This window comes from Thiorhodococcus drewsii AZ1, assembly GCF_000224065.1.
Classification (GTDB): Bacteria; Pseudomonadota; Gammaproteobacteria; order Chromatiales; family Chromatiaceae; genus Imhoffiella; species Imhoffiella drewsii.
The window spans coordinates 1-14,439 of record NZ_AFWT01000062.1; the positions used below are offsets into that span (position 1 = coordinate 1).

The 14,439-nt window shown below is 62.3% G+C and carries 15 protein-coding genes, 1 tRNA gene, 1 other RNA gene and 2 pseudogenes; 8 read left to right on the forward strand and 11 right to left on the reverse strand.

Translation table 11 applies throughout. The annotated features are described in order from the left end of the window. The 7 genes and pseudogenes from THIDRDRAFT_RS26285 to dapE form a co-directional block, all read left to right on the forward strand. A pseudogene (locus THIDRDRAFT_RS26285) lies at positions 1 to 193 on the forward strand (ISAs1 family transposase); the annotation flags it as partial. A gap of 240 nt (positions 194 to 433) precedes the next feature. Next, positions 434 to 1,447, forward strand: a complete 1,014-nt coding sequence (locus THIDRDRAFT_RS25025; protein ID WP_007043151.1) for a hypothetical protein — start codon at positions 434 to 436, stop codon at positions 1,445 to 1,447. 114 nt (positions 1,448 to 1,561) lie between these two features. Further along, on the forward strand, positions 1,562 to 1,714 hold the full coding sequence (locus tag THIDRDRAFT_RS25030; RefSeq protein WP_083827557.1) for a hypothetical protein: 153 nt from the start codon (positions 1,562 to 1,564) through the stop codon (positions 1,712 to 1,714). A 166-nt stretch (positions 1,715 to 1,880) separates the two neighbouring features. Then, positions 1,881 to 3,077, forward strand: a complete 1,197-nt coding sequence (gene dapC, locus THIDRDRAFT_RS22075) for a succinyldiaminopimelate transaminase (protein WP_007043153.1) — start codon at positions 1,881 to 1,883, stop codon at positions 3,075 to 3,077. 56 nt (positions 3,078 to 3,133) lie between these two features. Then, complete coding sequence (dapD, locus tag THIDRDRAFT_RS22080; protein WP_007043154.1) at positions 3,134 to 3,955, forward strand: 2,3,4,5-tetrahydropyridine-2,6-dicarboxylate N-succinyltransferase; 822 nt, start codon at positions 3,134 to 3,136, stop codon at positions 3,953 to 3,955. Continuing rightward, a complete protein-coding gene (locus tag THIDRDRAFT_RS22085; protein ID WP_007043155.1) occupies positions 3,955 to 4,299 on the forward strand; it encodes an ArsC family reductase in 345 nt (114 codons plus the stop codon). Before dapD ends, THIDRDRAFT_RS22085 begins: the two co-directional genes overlap by 1 nt. Then, on the forward strand, positions 4,299 to 5,432 hold the full coding sequence (gene dapE, locus THIDRDRAFT_RS22090) for a succinyl-diaminopimelate desuccinylase (protein ID WP_007043156.1): 1,134 nt from the start codon (positions 4,299 to 4,301) through the stop codon (positions 5,430 to 5,432). The genes THIDRDRAFT_RS22085 and dapE overlap by 1 nt, the downstream gene beginning before the upstream one ends. A 64-nt stretch (positions 5,433 to 5,496) precedes the next feature. Here the strand turns inward: dapE and minE are convergent, their stop codons facing one another. The 8 genes from minE to ffs all read right to left on the reverse strand — a co-directional run bounded on the left by minE (position 5,497) and on the right by ffs (position 11,266). Next, positions 5,497 to 5,772, reverse strand: a complete 276-nt coding sequence (gene minE, locus THIDRDRAFT_RS22095; protein ID WP_007043157.1) for a cell division topological specificity factor MinE — start codon at positions 5,770 to 5,772, stop codon at positions 5,497 to 5,499. 3 nt (positions 5,773 to 5,775) lie between these two features. Then, the gene (minD, locus tag THIDRDRAFT_RS22100; protein WP_007043158.1) at positions 5,776 to 6,585 is read right to left on the reverse strand and encodes a septum site-determining protein MinD; all 810 of its coding nucleotides are present in this window, start codon (positions 6,583 to 6,585) and stop codon (positions 5,776 to 5,778) included. Between the two features lie 51 nt (positions 6,586 to 6,636). Continuing rightward, positions 6,637 to 7,428, reverse strand: a complete 792-nt coding sequence (gene minC / locus THIDRDRAFT_RS22105) for a septum site-determining protein MinC (RefSeq protein WP_007043159.1) — start codon at positions 7,426 to 7,428, stop codon at positions 6,637 to 6,639. A 211-nt stretch (positions 7,429 to 7,639) separates the two neighbouring features. Beyond that, positions 7,640 to 7,984 carry a histidine triad nucleotide-binding protein gene (locus THIDRDRAFT_RS22110; RefSeq protein WP_007043160.1) on the reverse strand — a complete coding sequence of 115 codons (345 nt, stop codon included), beginning with the start codon at positions 7,982 to 7,984 and terminating at the stop codon, positions 7,640 to 7,642. Between the two features lie 223 nt (positions 7,985 to 8,207). Then, positions 8,208 to 8,804, reverse strand: coding sequence for a recombination mediator RecR (recR, locus tag THIDRDRAFT_RS22115; RefSeq protein WP_007043161.1), 597 nt, complete (start codon positions 8,802 to 8,804; stop codon positions 8,208 to 8,210). A 49-nt stretch (positions 8,805 to 8,853) separates the two neighbouring features. Beyond that, complete coding sequence (locus tag THIDRDRAFT_RS22120; RefSeq protein ID WP_007043162.1) at positions 8,854 to 9,177, reverse strand: YbaB/EbfC family nucleoid-associated protein; 324 nt, start codon at positions 9,175 to 9,177, stop codon at positions 8,854 to 8,856. A gap of 141 nt (positions 9,178 to 9,318) precedes the next feature. Continuing rightward, positions 9,319 to 11,025 carry a DNA polymerase III subunit gamma/tau gene (gene dnaX / locus THIDRDRAFT_RS22125; protein ID WP_007043163.1) on the reverse strand — a complete coding sequence of 569 codons (1,707 nt, stop codon included), beginning with the start codon at positions 11,023 to 11,025 and terminating at the stop codon, positions 9,319 to 9,321. Positions 11,026 to 11,169: 144 nt separating this feature from the next. Then, positions 11,170 to 11,266, reverse strand: an RNA gene (gene ffs / locus THIDRDRAFT_RS25035) — signal recognition particle sRNA small type. A gap of 262 nt (positions 11,267 to 11,528) precedes the next feature. On the opposite strand from ffs, the pseudogene THIDRDRAFT_RS22135 reads away from it, so the two are divergent. Then, positions 11,529 to 13,087 (forward strand): annotated as a pseudogene (locus tag THIDRDRAFT_RS22135) (IS3 family transposase). A gap of 117 nt (positions 13,088 to 13,204) precedes the next feature. On the opposite strand, the gene THIDRDRAFT_RS22140 reads toward THIDRDRAFT_RS22135, so the two are convergent. The 3 genes from THIDRDRAFT_RS22140 to THIDRDRAFT_RS22150 form a co-directional block, all read right to left on the reverse strand. Beyond that, positions 13,205 to 13,279 (reverse strand) — tRNA-Val (locus tag THIDRDRAFT_RS22140). A gap of 412 nt (positions 13,280 to 13,691) precedes the next feature. Further along, positions 13,692 to 14,120 carry an IS200/IS605 family transposase gene (gene tnpA / locus THIDRDRAFT_RS22145; RefSeq protein ID WP_007043166.1) on the reverse strand — a complete coding sequence of 143 codons (429 nt, stop codon included), beginning with the start codon at positions 14,118 to 14,120 and terminating at the stop codon, positions 13,692 to 13,694. A gap of 96 nt (positions 14,121 to 14,216) precedes the next feature. Then, the coding region (locus THIDRDRAFT_RS22150; protein WP_007043167.1) for a transposase at positions 14,217 to 14,439 on the reverse strand (223 nt) is incomplete at its 5' end.

Below are 14,439 nucleotides of genomic sequence, written 5' to 3' on the forward strand. Positions count from 1 at the left end.
CCGTTACTGGATCACGGAGGATCTGAGGACCTTGCCCAATGCCGCGCGCTGGGCGGGCTTGCGCAGCATTGGAATGGTCGAACGCACCTGCTGGCAGGACGGTGTTCAGAGCGTCGAGCAACGCGACTTCATCGCCTCCATTGGCGCCGATGCCCAGCGCTTCGCCACGGCCGTGCGGGGCACTGGGGCGTAGAAAATCGTCTCCATTGGCGCTTGGATGTGATCTTTAACGAGGATGCCAGCCGGATTCGCAAAGGCCAGGCTCCGGCCATCATGAGCGCGATTCGTCATTGCTGCGTCAACCTGCTCGAGAAGGAGGACCCCCTCTGTCAGGATAGGTGCCGCCTCCCACCCGGGAGATGATGTGCAACCTTGGGGGTATTTGGATGCTGCCGGATTCGCGCTGGCGGCATCCCTGACAGAGTGACAGACCATGAGTACAAGCTATTCGCCTGAGCTGCAAGCCAACCTGATTGCCAAGATGCTGCCGCCGCAGAGCTTGCCGGTGCGCGATCTGGCGCGCGAGACGCAGATTCCCAAGGACACCCTCTACAGCTGGCGCTCACGCGCCCTGAAGGCACGCCAAGGTGCCCAAGAACATCTCAGCGGCGGACAGGCCGAACGCAGCAGTAGCGAGAAGTTCGCCATCGTGCTGGAGACGGCCACTCTTGATGAGGCGCAGCTGAGCGCCTATTGCCGCCGCCAGGGGCTTTATGCCCATGAGATTACCGCTTGGCGCAACGCCTGCGAGCAGTCCAATGCCGCCGGATCCGCGCCCGTGGATCGCACCAAGACCCGTGCCGACCAGCAGCGTCTCAAGGAGCTCGAGCAGGAGCTCTTGCACAAGGAGAAGGCGCTCGCCGAGGCGGCGGCCCTGCTGGTGCTCCAAAAAAGTCCGCCACTTGCTGGGCGACGCGGACGCCTGATCGACGTGGAGCAGCGACGCGCCGTGAGCACCTGGATCGAGGAGGCCTGCGCCGCAGGAGCACGGCTGAAGCCCGCCTGCGAGGTCGTGGGGCTGTCGGTCCGCACCCTGCAGCGCTGGCGCGGCGAGGACGGCATCCAGGCCGATGCCCGCTCGGCGGCGGCCCAGGGGAGCACCCTGGCCAATCGCCTCAGCGACGCCGAGCGTTCCACGATCCTTGGGGTCTGCAACGGCCCCGAATTCGCCGATCGTCCGCCCAGTCAGATCGTTCCGACGTTGGCCGATCAGGGGCGCTACATCGCCTCGGAGGCGAGCTTCTATCGCGTGCTGCGCGCGCATGACCAACTTGCCCACCGTGGCAATACCCGCGCGCCCAGCCACCGCCGTCCCGAGCCCCTGGCGGCGACGGCGCCCAATCAGCTGTGGAGCTGGGATATCACCTATCTGGCCACGACCCTCAAGGGGAGCTTCTTCTATCTCTATCTGATCCTGGATGTCTTCAGCCGCAAGATCGTCGGCTGAGAGATCTTTGCCGAAGAGAGTAGCGCGCAAGCCGCCACGCTCTTCGAGTAGACCCACCGGCGCGAAGGCGTCGACCCTCGAACCCTGACGCTGCATTCCGACAACGGCGCGCCCATGAAGGGCGCCACCATGCTGGCCACGCTCCAGCGCCTCGGGGTCGCGCCCTCCTTCAGCCGACCCGGCGTCAGTAACGACAATCCCTACTCGGAGGCGATCTTCAAGACGCTCAAATATCAGCCAACCTTTCCCATCAAGGCGGTTGGCTAAAAGGGGACCGCAACATCATGTCAGATCTAGCGTTAATACGCGCTCGCCCTGGGTGACTGAGAAGCCGTCTCCTCAAGTAGGCCGCTGATCGTATAATCTGCGGTTGATCCACATGGACGCCCTTCCAGCCTGAGCCGAGGGTGTCCCACCGCACATCGACGACACCATGAACCCAGACCTCGGGCGACTCCAAGCCTATCCGTTCGAAAAACTCGCCACGCTCAAGCAGGGGATCGAGCCACCGCGCAACCTGGATCCGATCGGGCTGCAGATCGGCGAGCCCAAACATCCGACGCCGAGCCTCATCTCCGATGCGCTCATCGCCCACCTGCATCGGCTCTCGTCCTATCCGACAACGCGCGGCACGGCCGAGCTGCGCGAGACGATCGCCGGTTGGCTCAAACGTCGCTTCCAGGGAGTCGATCTCTCGATCGACCCAGAGCGCCAGGTGCTCCCTGTCAACGGCACCCGCGAGGCGCTGTTCGCCTTCGCCCAGGCGGTCGTCGACCGCTCTCGCGATCCGCTGGTGCTGATGCCGAACCCCTGCTATCAGATCTACGAGGGTGCCGCCTTGCTGGCCGGAGCCGAACCACGCTATCTGGCGTGCGAGGCGGCCAACGGCTTCATCCCGGATTTCGAGGCCATCGATTCGGCCACCTGGGATCGCTGTCAGCTGCTCTACGTCTGCTCTCCAGGCAACCCCACCGGTGCGGTCTTCGACCGGAACACCCTGACCCGGCTGATCGAGCTGGCCCATCGGCACGATTTCGTCATCGCCTCGGACGAGTGCTATGGCGACATCTATCTGGACGAATCAGCCCCACCGACTGGACTGCTCCAGGCCGCAGCCGCGATGGGCAACGACAGCTTCAGCCGCTGCATCATCTTCAACAGTCTCTCCAAGCGCTCGAACGCACCCGGATTGCGCTCGGGATTCGTCGCGGGCGACGCGGCGCTCGTTCAGGGCTTCCTCTCCTATCGCACCTATCACGGATGCGCCATGTCGCTGCCGGTTCAGAGCGCGAGCGTGGCAGCCTGGAGTGACGAAGCGCACGTGGTGGAGAATCGCCGTCTCTATCGCGAGAAGATCACTGCCGTGACTAAGATCCTGAGCGAGGTCATGTCGCTGACGCCGCCCGAGGCCAGCTTCTTCCTCTGGCCCCAGACCCCGATCCCGGACACCGAGTTCGCCCGCCGCCTCTTCGCAGAGGAGAACGTCACCGTACTGCCCGGCAGCTTCCTGTCGCGCCGCGTCGACGACCGGGATCCAGGCGAGAACCGGATCCGAATGGCTCTGGTGCCCGAGCTCGACGAGTGCGTCGACGCCGCCCGACGTATCCGAGGTTTCATCGAGCGTCTATAGCCCTACAATAGGGCCCCGAAAAATTCAGAAGATCGCCAGACAGGACAGACCCCAACATGACAGACCAGCAATCCATCATCCTCGATGCCTTCGAGCGTCGCGCCGAGATCACCCCCCGCAGTGTCGAGACCCGCGTGCGCGACGCCGTTCAGGACACCATCGAGCGTCTCGACAACGGCGAGCTGCGCGTCGCCGAGAAACGCGACGGCGACTGGGTCGTCAACGAATGGCTGAAAAAGGCGGTGCTGCTCTCCTTCCGAATCGAGGACAACTGGTTCATGAAGGGCGGCTTCACCAACTATTACGACAAGGTGCCCTCCAAGTACGCCGATACCAACTCGCGCGAGTTCCGCGACAGCGGCGTGCGCGTTGTGCCGCCGGCAACCGCGCGCAAGGGCTCCTACATCGCCCCGAGCTGCGTGCTCATGCCCTCCTACGTCAACATCGGCGCCTATGTCGATTCGGGCACCATGGTCGACACCTGGGCCACCGTCGGCTCCTGCGCCCAAATCGGCAAGAACGTCCATCTCTCCGGCGGCGTCGGCATCGGCGGCGTGCTGGAACCGGTCCAGGCCGCGCCGACGATCATTGAGGACAACTGCTTCATCGGCGCGCGCTCGGAGATCGTCGAGGGCGTGATCGTCGGCGAGGGCGCGGTCATCTCGATGGGCGTCTACATCGGCCAGAGCACCAAGATCTACAACCGCGAGACCGGCGAGATCCTCTTCGGCAAGGTTCCGCCCGGCGCCGTGGTCGTGCCCGGCAACCTGCCGGCGAAGGATGGAACCCACAGCCTTTACTGCGCGGTCATCATCAAGCAGGTCGACGCCAAGACGCTCGGCAAGGTCGGCATCAACGAGCTGCTGCGCGACATCTAATGCTCACCCTCTACGGCATCCCCAACTGCGACACGGTCAAAAAGGCGCGTGCCTGGCTCAACGCCCGAGGCATCGCTTACCAGTTCCACGACTACAAGAAGCAGGGACTGGATGAGTCGCGCCTGCGCGCCTGGGTCGATGAACTGGGTTGGGATGCCTTGCTGAACCGGCGCGGCACCACTTGGCGCCGGTTGCCGGATGCGGTGCGCGAAGGAATCGACGAGACGACGGCGATCCAGCTGATGCTGGAGCAGCCATCGATCATCCGCCGCCCGCTGCTCGACACCGGAGAATCCCGCCACCTGGGATTCTCCGAGACCCAATACGAGGAACTGCTGCGCTGATGTCCCCCACCCTCTCGCTGGCCTGCGATCTGATCTCGCGCGATTCGGTCACACCCGCCGACGCTGGCTGCCAAGACCTGATGGCCGAGCGCCTCGCAGCGATCGGCTTTCGCATCGAGCCCATGCCCTTCGGCGAGGTCAGCAATCTCTGGGCGCGGCGCGGCGACTCAGGTCCGCTGTTCTGCTTCGCCGGACACACGGACGTCGTCCCATCAGGTCCCCTGGACCAGTGGACCTCCCCCCCCTTCGCCCCGACCATGCGTGATGGCCGTCTCTACGGCCGTGGCGCGGCGGACATGAAGGGATCGCTGGCCGCCATGATCACGGCGACCGAGGATTTCGTCGCCGCGCATCCGGATCACTTGGGCTCGATCGCCTTCCTCATCACCAGCGACGAGGAGGGACCGGCCACCGATGGCACGGTCAAGGTAGTGGAACGCCTGGAACAGCGTGGAGAGAAGATCGACTACGCCCTGGTGGGCGAGCCCTCATGTCGCGAGCGTCTGGGCGACACGATCAAGAACGGTCGGCGCGGCAGCCTGTCGGGCTTTCTCAGGGTGTATGGCAAGCAGGGCCACGTAGCCTACCCACAATTGGCCGAAAACCCGTTTCATGCCTGCGCCGACGCGCTGCGGGCACTGTGCGTCGAAACCTGGGACACCGGCAACGACCACTTCCCGCCGACCAGCTTCCAGATCGCCAATCTGAACATGGGAACCGGAGCGGAGAACGTCATTCCTGGTGTGCTGGAGGCACAGTTCAACCTGCGCTTCTCCACCGAACTGACCCCGTCCACCATCAAAACACGCATCCATAACATTCTCGATGCGGGTGGATTCCGCTATGAGCTGCAATGGCGACTGTCCGGGCATCCCTTCCTGACGCCGGCCGGCGAGTTAGTCGAAGCCAGCCGAGCGGCAATCACCGAGACGTGCGGCATCGAGACGCAGCTCTCAACCAGCGGTGGGACCTCCGACGGCCGCTTCATCGCCCCCACGGGGGCTCAGGTGCTCGAACTCGGGCCACTCAACGCCAGCATCCATCAGATCGACGAATGGGTCGGAGTAGAGGAGCTCGATCAGCTCTCAGCCATCTACCGAGGAATCCTGGAACGACTTCTGGTCGGACCCTAAATCGGGTGGAACCTGCTGCGGAGGCCGATCCACACCGTCGCGTCTGGATCGCATCAGCCCCCGCCTAAGGTGCGTGAGACGCGTGAGGTGCGTCGGGAATCACGATGTTGAGCTCCAGCACCTCGCGCTCGTCCTCTTGCTCGTAGTTCACCGATACCGCATCCAAGTCCACATCCACATACTTGCGAATGACCTCAAGGATCTCCTGCTGAAGTTGGGGTAAATAGGAGGGACGACCGCGTACCGCACGATCATGCGCCACCAGGATCTGCAGGCGCTCCTTGGCAACACCGGCGGAATTCTTCGCCTGCGAGGAGCGGAAGTAGTCGAGCAAGCCCATAGATCACCCTCTGAATATGCGGCTCAGGAAGCCCTTCTTCTCAGTGTGAATGAAGCGGTGCGGGACCTCTTCCCCCAGATAGCGCGAGACTACATCGCCATAGGCCTGTCCGGCATCGCTCTCCCGATCCAGGATCACGGGAATGCCCGAATTGGAGGCGTTCAAAACGGCCTTCGACTCAGGAATCACCCCGAGCAGATTCAGCGAAAGAATCTCCTGAACGTCCTCGACGCTCAGCATCTCGCCGATCTCGACACGCTCGGCGTTATAGCGCGTCAAAAGCAAGAACTCGCGAACCGGCTCATCGCTGTTCTCGGCACGACGCGAACGACTCGATAGGATACCCAGCATCCGATCCGAATCGCGCACCGAAGAGACCTCTGGATTGGTGACGACGATGGCATCGTCGGCGTAATACATGGCCATGGTCGCGCCATGCTCAATACCAGCAGGCGAATCGCAGACGATGAAATCATAGCTCTGCGCGAGTTCTTCGAGCACGCGCCCGACACCCTCCTTCGTCAGCGCATCCTTATCACGCGTCTGCGAGGCCGGAAGCACGTAGAGATGATCGCAGCGCTTGTCACGAATCAGCGCCTGATTCAGGTTCGCTTCCTGATTGATGACATTGATGAAATCGTAGACGACTCGCCGCTCGCAACCCATGATCAAATCCAGGTTGCGGAGACCCACGTCGAAGTCGATGACCACCGTACGTTTGCCTCGTTGAGCCAACCCCATGGCCAAGGCGGCGGATGTAGTCGTCTTGCCGACCCCACCCTTACCCGAGGTAATCACGATAATTCTCGCCAAAGTCACACCCTCCTTAAAGGGATCTGTTCCGTTGCCCGGCAGTGGAGATCGTTAGAGTTTTTCGATGCGCAGCAGCTTCTGATCCAGAAAGATCTGAACCGGCACGCCACGCAGCTCAATCGGAATGTTTTCGCTGACGCGGTAGTGCCCGGCGATCGAGACCAGTTCCGCCTGCAGGTCCTGGCAGAAGATGCGCGCCTCGGTGTTCCCGTTCATCCCGGCCAGGGCACGTCCACGCAGTGGACCATAGACGTGAATGTTGCCGTCCGCCATCAATTCGGCGCCAGAGCTGACCGCCGCCGAGACGGTGAGATCACCCCCGGCGGCATAGACCCGCTGTCCAGAGCGCACCGGACGTGTCACCAGCATGAACCCCTGATTGGGACGGCGAACCGGTGCAAGCGTCTTGATTGGCACCGAGGATGCCGGAACCTCGACCTCGACCGCCGTCTCGGTCGCGTCCGAGCCCTTTGGGTCCTCGGGCGATCTGTCGCGCCGCACGTAGGACTCACGCAGCACGGCCAACTCCAACGCCTCGGCCGTCGCGTGCTGCTCCTTGTCGCCGCCGCGCACACCGAAGGGAATCATGCCGTAGCCGCGCAAAAGTCCAACCAGCAAGGGAAGCTCCACGGCTCCCGAATTTGAAGGAAGCGCGGTGAGGTCGATGACGACCGGCGTATTGCGAAAAAAATCCGGAGCCTTTTCGACCTTGGCGCCCAATCTGGCCGCGACTGCCTCGACGTTCTCATCAAGTAAACGAATGATCGGCAAGGTAAAGCTCGCCGCCTTTAGCTCGAAGGACCTAAGAGCGTCTGATCCAGGTTTTTGTGGGTTCACTGCCATGTTCGTGGACTCGGGCGAGTATCGCCACTGATCTCCTGATGAATCGATTCGGCTGCACCCCATGTCGACTCAGGGCAACGAGAGGCGCGCGGAACGCAGGCGTAAGCCCACGCGACGACCGCGCCAATCCTAACCGTTGTGCGCACATCATCATAGTGTTCGGACGTGCAAAATGAACGCACAAGCCTCTCGTCTTACAGAAGTGACTGGATCAGCCGGGAGGCCACTGCATCGGACGGCCGCCGAGCACATGCAAGTGCAGATGAAATACCGTCTGACCGGCCGCCGCATTGCAGTTGATGACGGTGCGATAGCCAACCTCGGCGATTCCCGCCTGCTCGGCTACCTTGGCTGCGGCCAGCAGCAATTTACCAAGGAGTTCCGCATCCTCGGGCCCCGCATCGTTGAGGGTCGGAATCGGCTTGCGCGGGATCACCAGAATGTGTGTCGGCGCCTGAGGACTGATATCGCGAAAGGCGACGAGATCCTCGTCCTCGTAAAGGATATCGGCAGGGATCTCGCCCGAGGCGATCTTCGCAAAAAGGGTATCTGCCATCGATCTACTCCCAAATGAATCGACCTGAATTGGGCAATTGGAACCGCAAAGGCGCAAAGGTCACGATGAAAGGCTACGACGTGCTCCGCGAGTAGCCTGCCCTTTCGGGCGCGCATCAACTCACACAGAACAAAAATGAAATTCTTCTTTTTATTCAAACATACACGACGCTTCTTTGGATCAACACCCATCATTGCGAAGGCTCGACCAGAGAAGTGCCCCCTCAGAAATCGCGACGCCCCGCAAACGCCAGCGCTAGAGTGCCGCCATCCACGGATTCCAGCTCGCCGCCGAGCGGCACGCCCTGAGCAATCCGGGTAACCCTCACCCCATGGCTCGCAGCGCGATCGGCAATGAATTGCCCGGTCACCGTCCCTTCGACGGTAGGGCTGACCGCGAGGATAAGCTCGGCAACCGACTCGTCCCTGAGCCGGGACTCCAGCAGATCCAGCCCGAGCTCGTCGGGCCCGACCCCATCCAGAGGGGACAGACGTCCGCCCAGAACGAAATAGAGCCCACGATACTCGGCGGCCTGCTCGATCGCCACCACCTGCGAGGGCTGTTCGACCACGCAGACCAAGGACGCATCGCGCTGCACATTGGCGCAGATTGCGCAGACCTCGTGCTCGGTCAAGGTTCGGCAGCGTCGGCAGCGACCGATCCGCTCCATGGCCTCGGCCATGACACGCGCAAGCCTGAGTCCACCCTCGCGATCGCGCTCCAACAAATGGAAGGCGATTCGCTGGGCGGATTTCGGACCGACACCGGGCAGACAACGCAAGGCGCCAGTCAATTGATTGAGAAGCGAGCGCTCGGCCACGGCGATCCGATGACGCGGATGATTCAGCGTATCGGAGTACGTCGACGCATCAGAACGGGAGCTTCATTCCAGGAGGCAGTGGCAGCCCGGAGGTCACCTCGGACATGCTCTCCTTAGCCTTCTCGGCGACACGCTGGGCGGCCGCGTTGCTCGCCGCTACGATCAGGTCTTCCAGCATCTCCTTGTCGTCGCCCATCAGCGAAGGATCGATTTCGACCCGTTTCATCTGATGCTGACCATTCATGGTCACCTTAACCATGCCGCCGCCAGCCTCGCCTACGACCTCTTCCTGCGCCAGACGTGCCTGCGCCTGCTGCATCTCTTCCTGCATCTTCTGGGCTTGCTTCAACAAACCACCAAGTCCTGCCTTCATAGCGACCTACCTCTGAGTGAGAAATCCGGGCAATCAAGCCCGCAATACCTCGGCCGTTCCGGCCAAGGCAAAAAGAAAATCGGCTCACCAAATACGCCATCGAGAATAACGGTGACGCGCATCGGAAGGAAACCGAGCGGCTCAGGCATTCGGAACGATACTACCTGGAACCCACTCCGCCTCGAATATCTCGCGCAACTGCTCGGCATGGCAATCGCCTTCCATGGACTGGACCGCCGCGCGCTGGCGCTCACCCGTCTCGCGTACCCGGCGCTGGGCCAGCGTCTCCTGCTGAGGTCGCACAACCTGGATGTCCAGCTTGAGCGGATCACCGAGAAGACGCGCAAGCGCCTCGCGCAGCCGCGACTCGGCGCTGGCGACCCGCAGATGCTCGGCTGCCGGATCCAGGCTCAGCACCAGGCGTCCCTGCTCCCACTCGACGAATCCGCAATTATGCGCAAGCTGACCCGCGATACCGCCCAAGGAGAGACGGCCCACGAGTTGCTGCCACTCGGCCGGCGACGCCAGACTGGGCGAGCCGGAGCCGTTGCTGGCCGAAACCTCGCTCGGCTTGGCAACCGCCCCAGGCGTCTCGCGAACCCCCATCTGAGGCGAAATCAGGTCCGCGCCGCGCCGCGCCGCCCCTGAATCCTTGCCGGAAACCGCCGATTGAGCGCCGACCAATGGCGAAGGACCCGGCCGACGCGCCGACGAACGCGCCGAAACGAGCGGTGCCAGCTCGGCACCCTGCCCCTGAACGGCATCCGAAGGACGAAAGGCCAGAGCACGCAGCAGCACCATCTCGAAACCGGTTCGCGGGTCGGGCGCCAAGGGAAGATCGGCCTGCCCGGTCAAGGCGACCTGATAATAGAGCTGAAGATCCTCCGGCGACACACGCCCAGCCAGCCCCGCGAGCCGATCCCGATCCGGGTCGTCGGGCTGCAGCAGATCCGGCACCTGCTGGACCAGGGCCAGACGATGCAGCAGGGTGAGCAGCTCGCGCAGCAGCTCGACGAAATCCGGGGTCAGGGCCGCGACCCGCTCGACCTCGGTCAACAGACGCGCCGCATCTGCATCGACCAAGGCATCGACCAGATCCAGGGCCAGATCGCCGCTGACGGTGCCGAGCATCGTCCGAACCTCGTTCTCCACCACGCGACCACCGCCGAAGGCAATCGCCTGATCGAGCAGACTGAGTGCATCGCGCATGCTGCCGTCGGCGGCACGGGCGACCAGGGGCAACGCGGCGGCCTCGAACTCCAATCCCTCGGTCTGCAGCACGAAGCTCAGACGCTCGCGAATCTCGTCGGAGAGTAGGCGGCGCAGATTGAACTGAAGGCAACGCGACAGGACCGTGACCGGGATTTTCTGGGGATCGGTCGTGGCCAGCAGGAACTTCACGTGCGGCGGCGGCTCCTCCAGCGTTTTGAGGAGTGCATTGAAGCTGTGCGAGGAGAACATGTGCACCTCGTCGATCAGGTACACCTTGAAGCGTCCGCGCGCTGGCGCGTAGGGGACGTTGTCGAGCAGATCGCGAGTCTGATCCACCTTGGTGCGCGAGGCCGCGTCCACCTCTAGCAGATCGACGAAGCGCCCGCTATCGATCTCGCGGCAGGCCGAGCAGACGCCGCAGGGATGTGAGCTGACGCCTTGCTCGCAATTGAGCGCCTTGGACAGAATACGGGCGAGCGTGGTCTTACCGACACCACGGGTACCGGTGAAGAGATAGGCGTGATGGAGCTGATCGCGATCGAGCGCATTGGAGAGGGCTCGCACGACGTGCTGCTGCCCGACCATGTCGTCGAACGATCTGGGGCGCCATTTGCGGGCCAGCACCTGATAGGACATGCGCGAGGTCGATTCGGCCGTATCTAATGAGAAGAGTAAGCGCGAGAACCGAGTCTAGGTCGGCGAAAAACGCCCAACCCGCCGCGCCCGGCTCGGATCATCCGCCACACGGCCGCACCAAAAGTTAGAATTTGGGGCGGCGGCCCGCACCAGCCACACCCCGGCACACGATTCAACCGCTGCGGCTGCTCCCTTCCGGGCCTGACCGGGTTCACGGCGTCACGTTGCGAGGGGACCGGCGCAAGCCACCATAACGCATTGGCAGCGGCAAAGCCGGAGAACAGCGCGAGAGGTTAACAAAGAGCGCCGAGGAAAACAAACGACTTGTCATCCCGGCAGCAATTCCCGCTGGCCGCTAAAGTGTCCCCCATGTCCAGGACAGTTTTCCCTCGAATTTAGTAAGCGTCCGGAGAACTACAGGATTGCCCCCCTCAGTGTCAGGATAAGTGTCACCTGCCCCTGCTATCTTTCTTAACACATCTGGGGGCGAGAGGAACTGAGCGATGAGTGGGTATTCCGAAGAACGCCGAGCGGCAATCGTAGCGAAGTTGCTGCCGCCGCAGAATCTGAGTCCGCGTGCGGTGGCCGAGCAGGAAGGGATCTCGTTGCCGACGGTGTATAAGTGGCGCAAAGAGGCGCGAGCCGCAGGTCGATGCCTGCCGGATGCCGATGCCACCGGGTCGAAGTTCTGGTCGTCGAAGGACCGCTTTGGGGCGGTGGTGGAGACGGCGGGGATGAACAGCGAGGAAGTGGCCGAGTACTGTCGGCGTCGCGGGTTGTATCCGGAGCAGTTGGCCCGCTGGCGTCAGGACTGCGAGCAGGCGGGGAACCTGAGTGTGCAGGAGCGACGGCGCGAAGGCGAGGAGCTGAAAGTGCAGCGTCAGCGCATTCGGCAGCTGGAGCGGGAGTTACAGCGCAAGGAGTCGGCGCTGGCGGAGACGGCGGCCCTGCTGGTGCTGTCAAAAAAAGCGCAGGCGATCTGGGGGGTAGAGGCGTGATGGTCAGTGCCTCAGATCGCCGTCGAGCCGTGGAGCTGATCGAACAGGCCCAACAGGTGGGGGCACGCTTGGCGCCGGCCTGTGAGGTCTTGGGCCTGAGTGTGCGCACGGTTCAACGCTGGACATGCGAGGGCGGGGTACGCGAAGACCAACGCCCGACGGTTGTTCGTCCCAAACCAGCCAATGCGCTCAGCCCCGAGGAAGAGCAGGCGATTCTGGAGGCCTGTCATCGCCCGGAATTCGCCCCTCTGCCGCCGGAGCAGATCGTGGTGCGTCTGCTCGATGAGGAGCAGTGCTATCTGGGCTCAGTCTCCAGCTTTTACCGTGTGCTGCGCCGTCACGGGGAACTGACCCATCGCGGGCGTGCCAAGGCCCCGCGTCGTGCGCTACGGCCCACGACCTACCAGAGCACCGGCCCCAATCAGGTCTGGTCCTGGGATTGCACCTGGTTGCCCGGACCGGTCAAGGGACTGTTTTTCTACCTGGTCATGATCGTCGATATCTACAGCCGCAAGGTTGTCGGCTGGGAGGTCTTTCACAGTGAATCGGCCCACCACGCGCGCCTGGTCATCGAACGGGCGGTGCTCGCCGAGCGCCTCATCGATCAGCCCCTGGTGCTGCACGCCGATAACGGCAGCGCCTTCAAAGGGGCCGCACTGCTGGAGAAGCTCCATGAACTCAACATCACCCCCTCCTATAGCCGCCCGCGCGTCTCTAACGACAATGCCTACTCCGAGGCGCTGTTTCGCACCTGCAAGTACGTCCCGGACTATCCCGTCGACGGCTTCGCGAGCTTGGAGGATGCCCAGCGATGGGTTCATCGCTTTGTCGGCGGCTACAACACCGAGCATCGACACAGTGCCATCCGCTTCGTCACCCCTGAGCAACGCCATCGTGGGGAGGATCCCCAGATCCTCGCTCAGCGCCACGCCCTCAACCAGGTCGCACGCGACCAACACCCCGAACGCTGGAGTGGGCCAACGCGCAACTGGACGCCGATTACGGTCGTCTCCCTCAACCCGGAGCGCGATCTGGAACACACCCCGTTAGATCACGCGGTGTGACAACGATGCAGGCGACAACTACCTTGACAATTACCGCCCTTGAGGTCGCGAATGTTTTAACGCTTGGAGCAGGCACAAAAAAAGCCGGCGTTAGCCGGCTGATTTGTATCTTGATTTTGGTGGGCGCACGTGGGATCGAACCACGGACCCCTGCCGTGTGAAGGCAGTGCTCTCCCGCTGAGCTATGCGCCCCAAGAGGTCGGGTAATGTACCCGAATGGCCTGAATCGGTCAACATCGCGATTCACGGCAATTATCGGTCCAATGCTGGTGCGCTCAGCTCGGGGATGGGTGGCTTGTTGCTGGTCCTTGGAGTCGTCGCAGATCGCTAAAGCGATGCGCATAAGATCCCGCCGGCCAGAGCAACGCCGAACGCAACGTGGCGTCGCCCTAGCCTAGGGCCTGTCATCAATTAAGCAGGACGCATGCTGAGGCCAAGTGCACACCGGCGAGAAAGTTGCGAGACAACTTGTCATATCGGGTGGCAATCGCTCTGAACTGCTTGATCTTCGAGAAAAAGTTTTCACTAAACAACCACCGGCTAAAAGCCGGTGGGTTTGAGTAACGGACTGAAAGTCCGGATACGCGTCGACTGAACGACGCGTCTAGGGCTCCACTCGAAATTCAGCCGCTGGGTCCGGCTCAAAATGATGCTCCAGGTACTGCTTTATCATCTCCTCGCTCAGCTCGCCAACGGTGGCACAAAAGTATCCACGCGCCCAAAAGTGCCGCCCCCAGTAGCGCTTCTTCAGCGCCGGAAATTCCTCGAAGAGCTTGCTGGCCGTTCGCCCCTTGATCCTGCGCATGATCTCGCTCGGCGCCATCTCCGGCGGAGCGGAGACGAGTATGTGGATATGGTCCGCACTCACGACACCCTTGAGGATTCGGATCTCGAATGCATCGCAGGTCTGTCGCACCAATTCGCGAACCCTCTCCTCTACGTCCCCTCTCAGCACTTTGTAGCGATACTTGGTAACCCAGACAAAGTGGTACTCAATCCGGAAAACCGTGTGGCTACCGTAGCGATAATCCATCCTCTCTCCGCTCGTTGCTCCAGGGGCCAGGATCAACCGTAGCAGCGAGAGGGCTGAAGATGAAATCTGCCCGCCTGAAAGGCGGGGGTTTGAACCCTAGATATCGAAATCAACGAATTCGAGGATCCGCTGCTTGAGCGCCTCGGTGGATGAAAACCGTCCGCGCTTGAGCAGTCGTCGGGTCAGAATGCCGAACCAGATCTCGACTTGGTTGAGCCAGGAGCAGTGCTTGGGGGTATAGACGAAGCGGATGCGGTGGTCGGGATCCTGGAGAAAAGCGGCACGGGAGGCCATGCTTTTGAGGATGCCGTCCTGGCCT

Bases quoted from the DNA above. Each gene is read 5' to 3' on its own strand.
- THIDRDRAFT_RS25025 (WP_007043151.1), top strand. From the start codon at position 434: ATGAGTACAAGCTATTCGCCTGAGCTGCAAGCCAACCTGATTGCCAAG.
- THIDRDRAFT_RS25030 (WP_083827557.1), top strand. From the start codon at position 1,562: ATGAAGGGCGCCACCATGCTGGCCACGCTCCAGCGCCTCGGGGTCGCG.
- dapC (WP_007043153.1), top strand. From the start codon at position 1,881: ATGAACCCAGACCTCGGGCGACTCCAAGCCTATCCGTTCGAAAAACTC.
- dapD (WP_007043154.1), top strand. From the start codon at position 3,134: ATGACAGACCAGCAATCCATCATCCTCGATGCCTTCGAGCGTCGCGCC.
- THIDRDRAFT_RS22085 (WP_007043155.1), top strand. From the start codon at position 3,955: ATGCTCACCCTCTACGGCATCCCCAACTGCGACACGGTCAAAAAGGCG.
- dapE (WP_007043156.1), top strand. From the start codon at position 4,299: ATGTCCCCCACCCTCTCGCTGGCCTGCGATCTGATCTCGCGCGATTCG.
- minE (WP_007043157.1), bottom strand. From the start codon at position 5,772: ATGGGCTTGCTCGACTACTTCCGCTCCTCGCAGGCGAAGAATTCCGCC.
- minC (WP_007043159.1), bottom strand. From the start codon at position 7,428: ATGGCAGTGAACCCACAAAAACCTGGATCAGACGCTCTTAGGTCCTTC.
- THIDRDRAFT_RS22110 (WP_007043160.1), bottom strand. From the start codon at position 7,984: ATGGCAGATACCCTTTTTGCGAAGATCGCCTCGGGCGAGATCCCTGCC.
- THIDRDRAFT_RS22120 (WP_007043162.1), bottom strand. From the start codon at position 9,177: ATGAAGGCAGGACTTGGTGGTTTGTTGAAGCAAGCCCAGAAGATGCAG.
- dnaX (WP_007043163.1), bottom strand. From the start codon at position 11,025: ATGTCCTATCAGGTGCTGGCCCGCAAATGGCGCCCCAGATCGTTCGAC.
- tnpA (WP_007043166.1), bottom strand. From the start codon at position 14,120: ATGGATTATCGCTACGGTAGCCACACGGTTTTCCGGATTGAGTACCAC.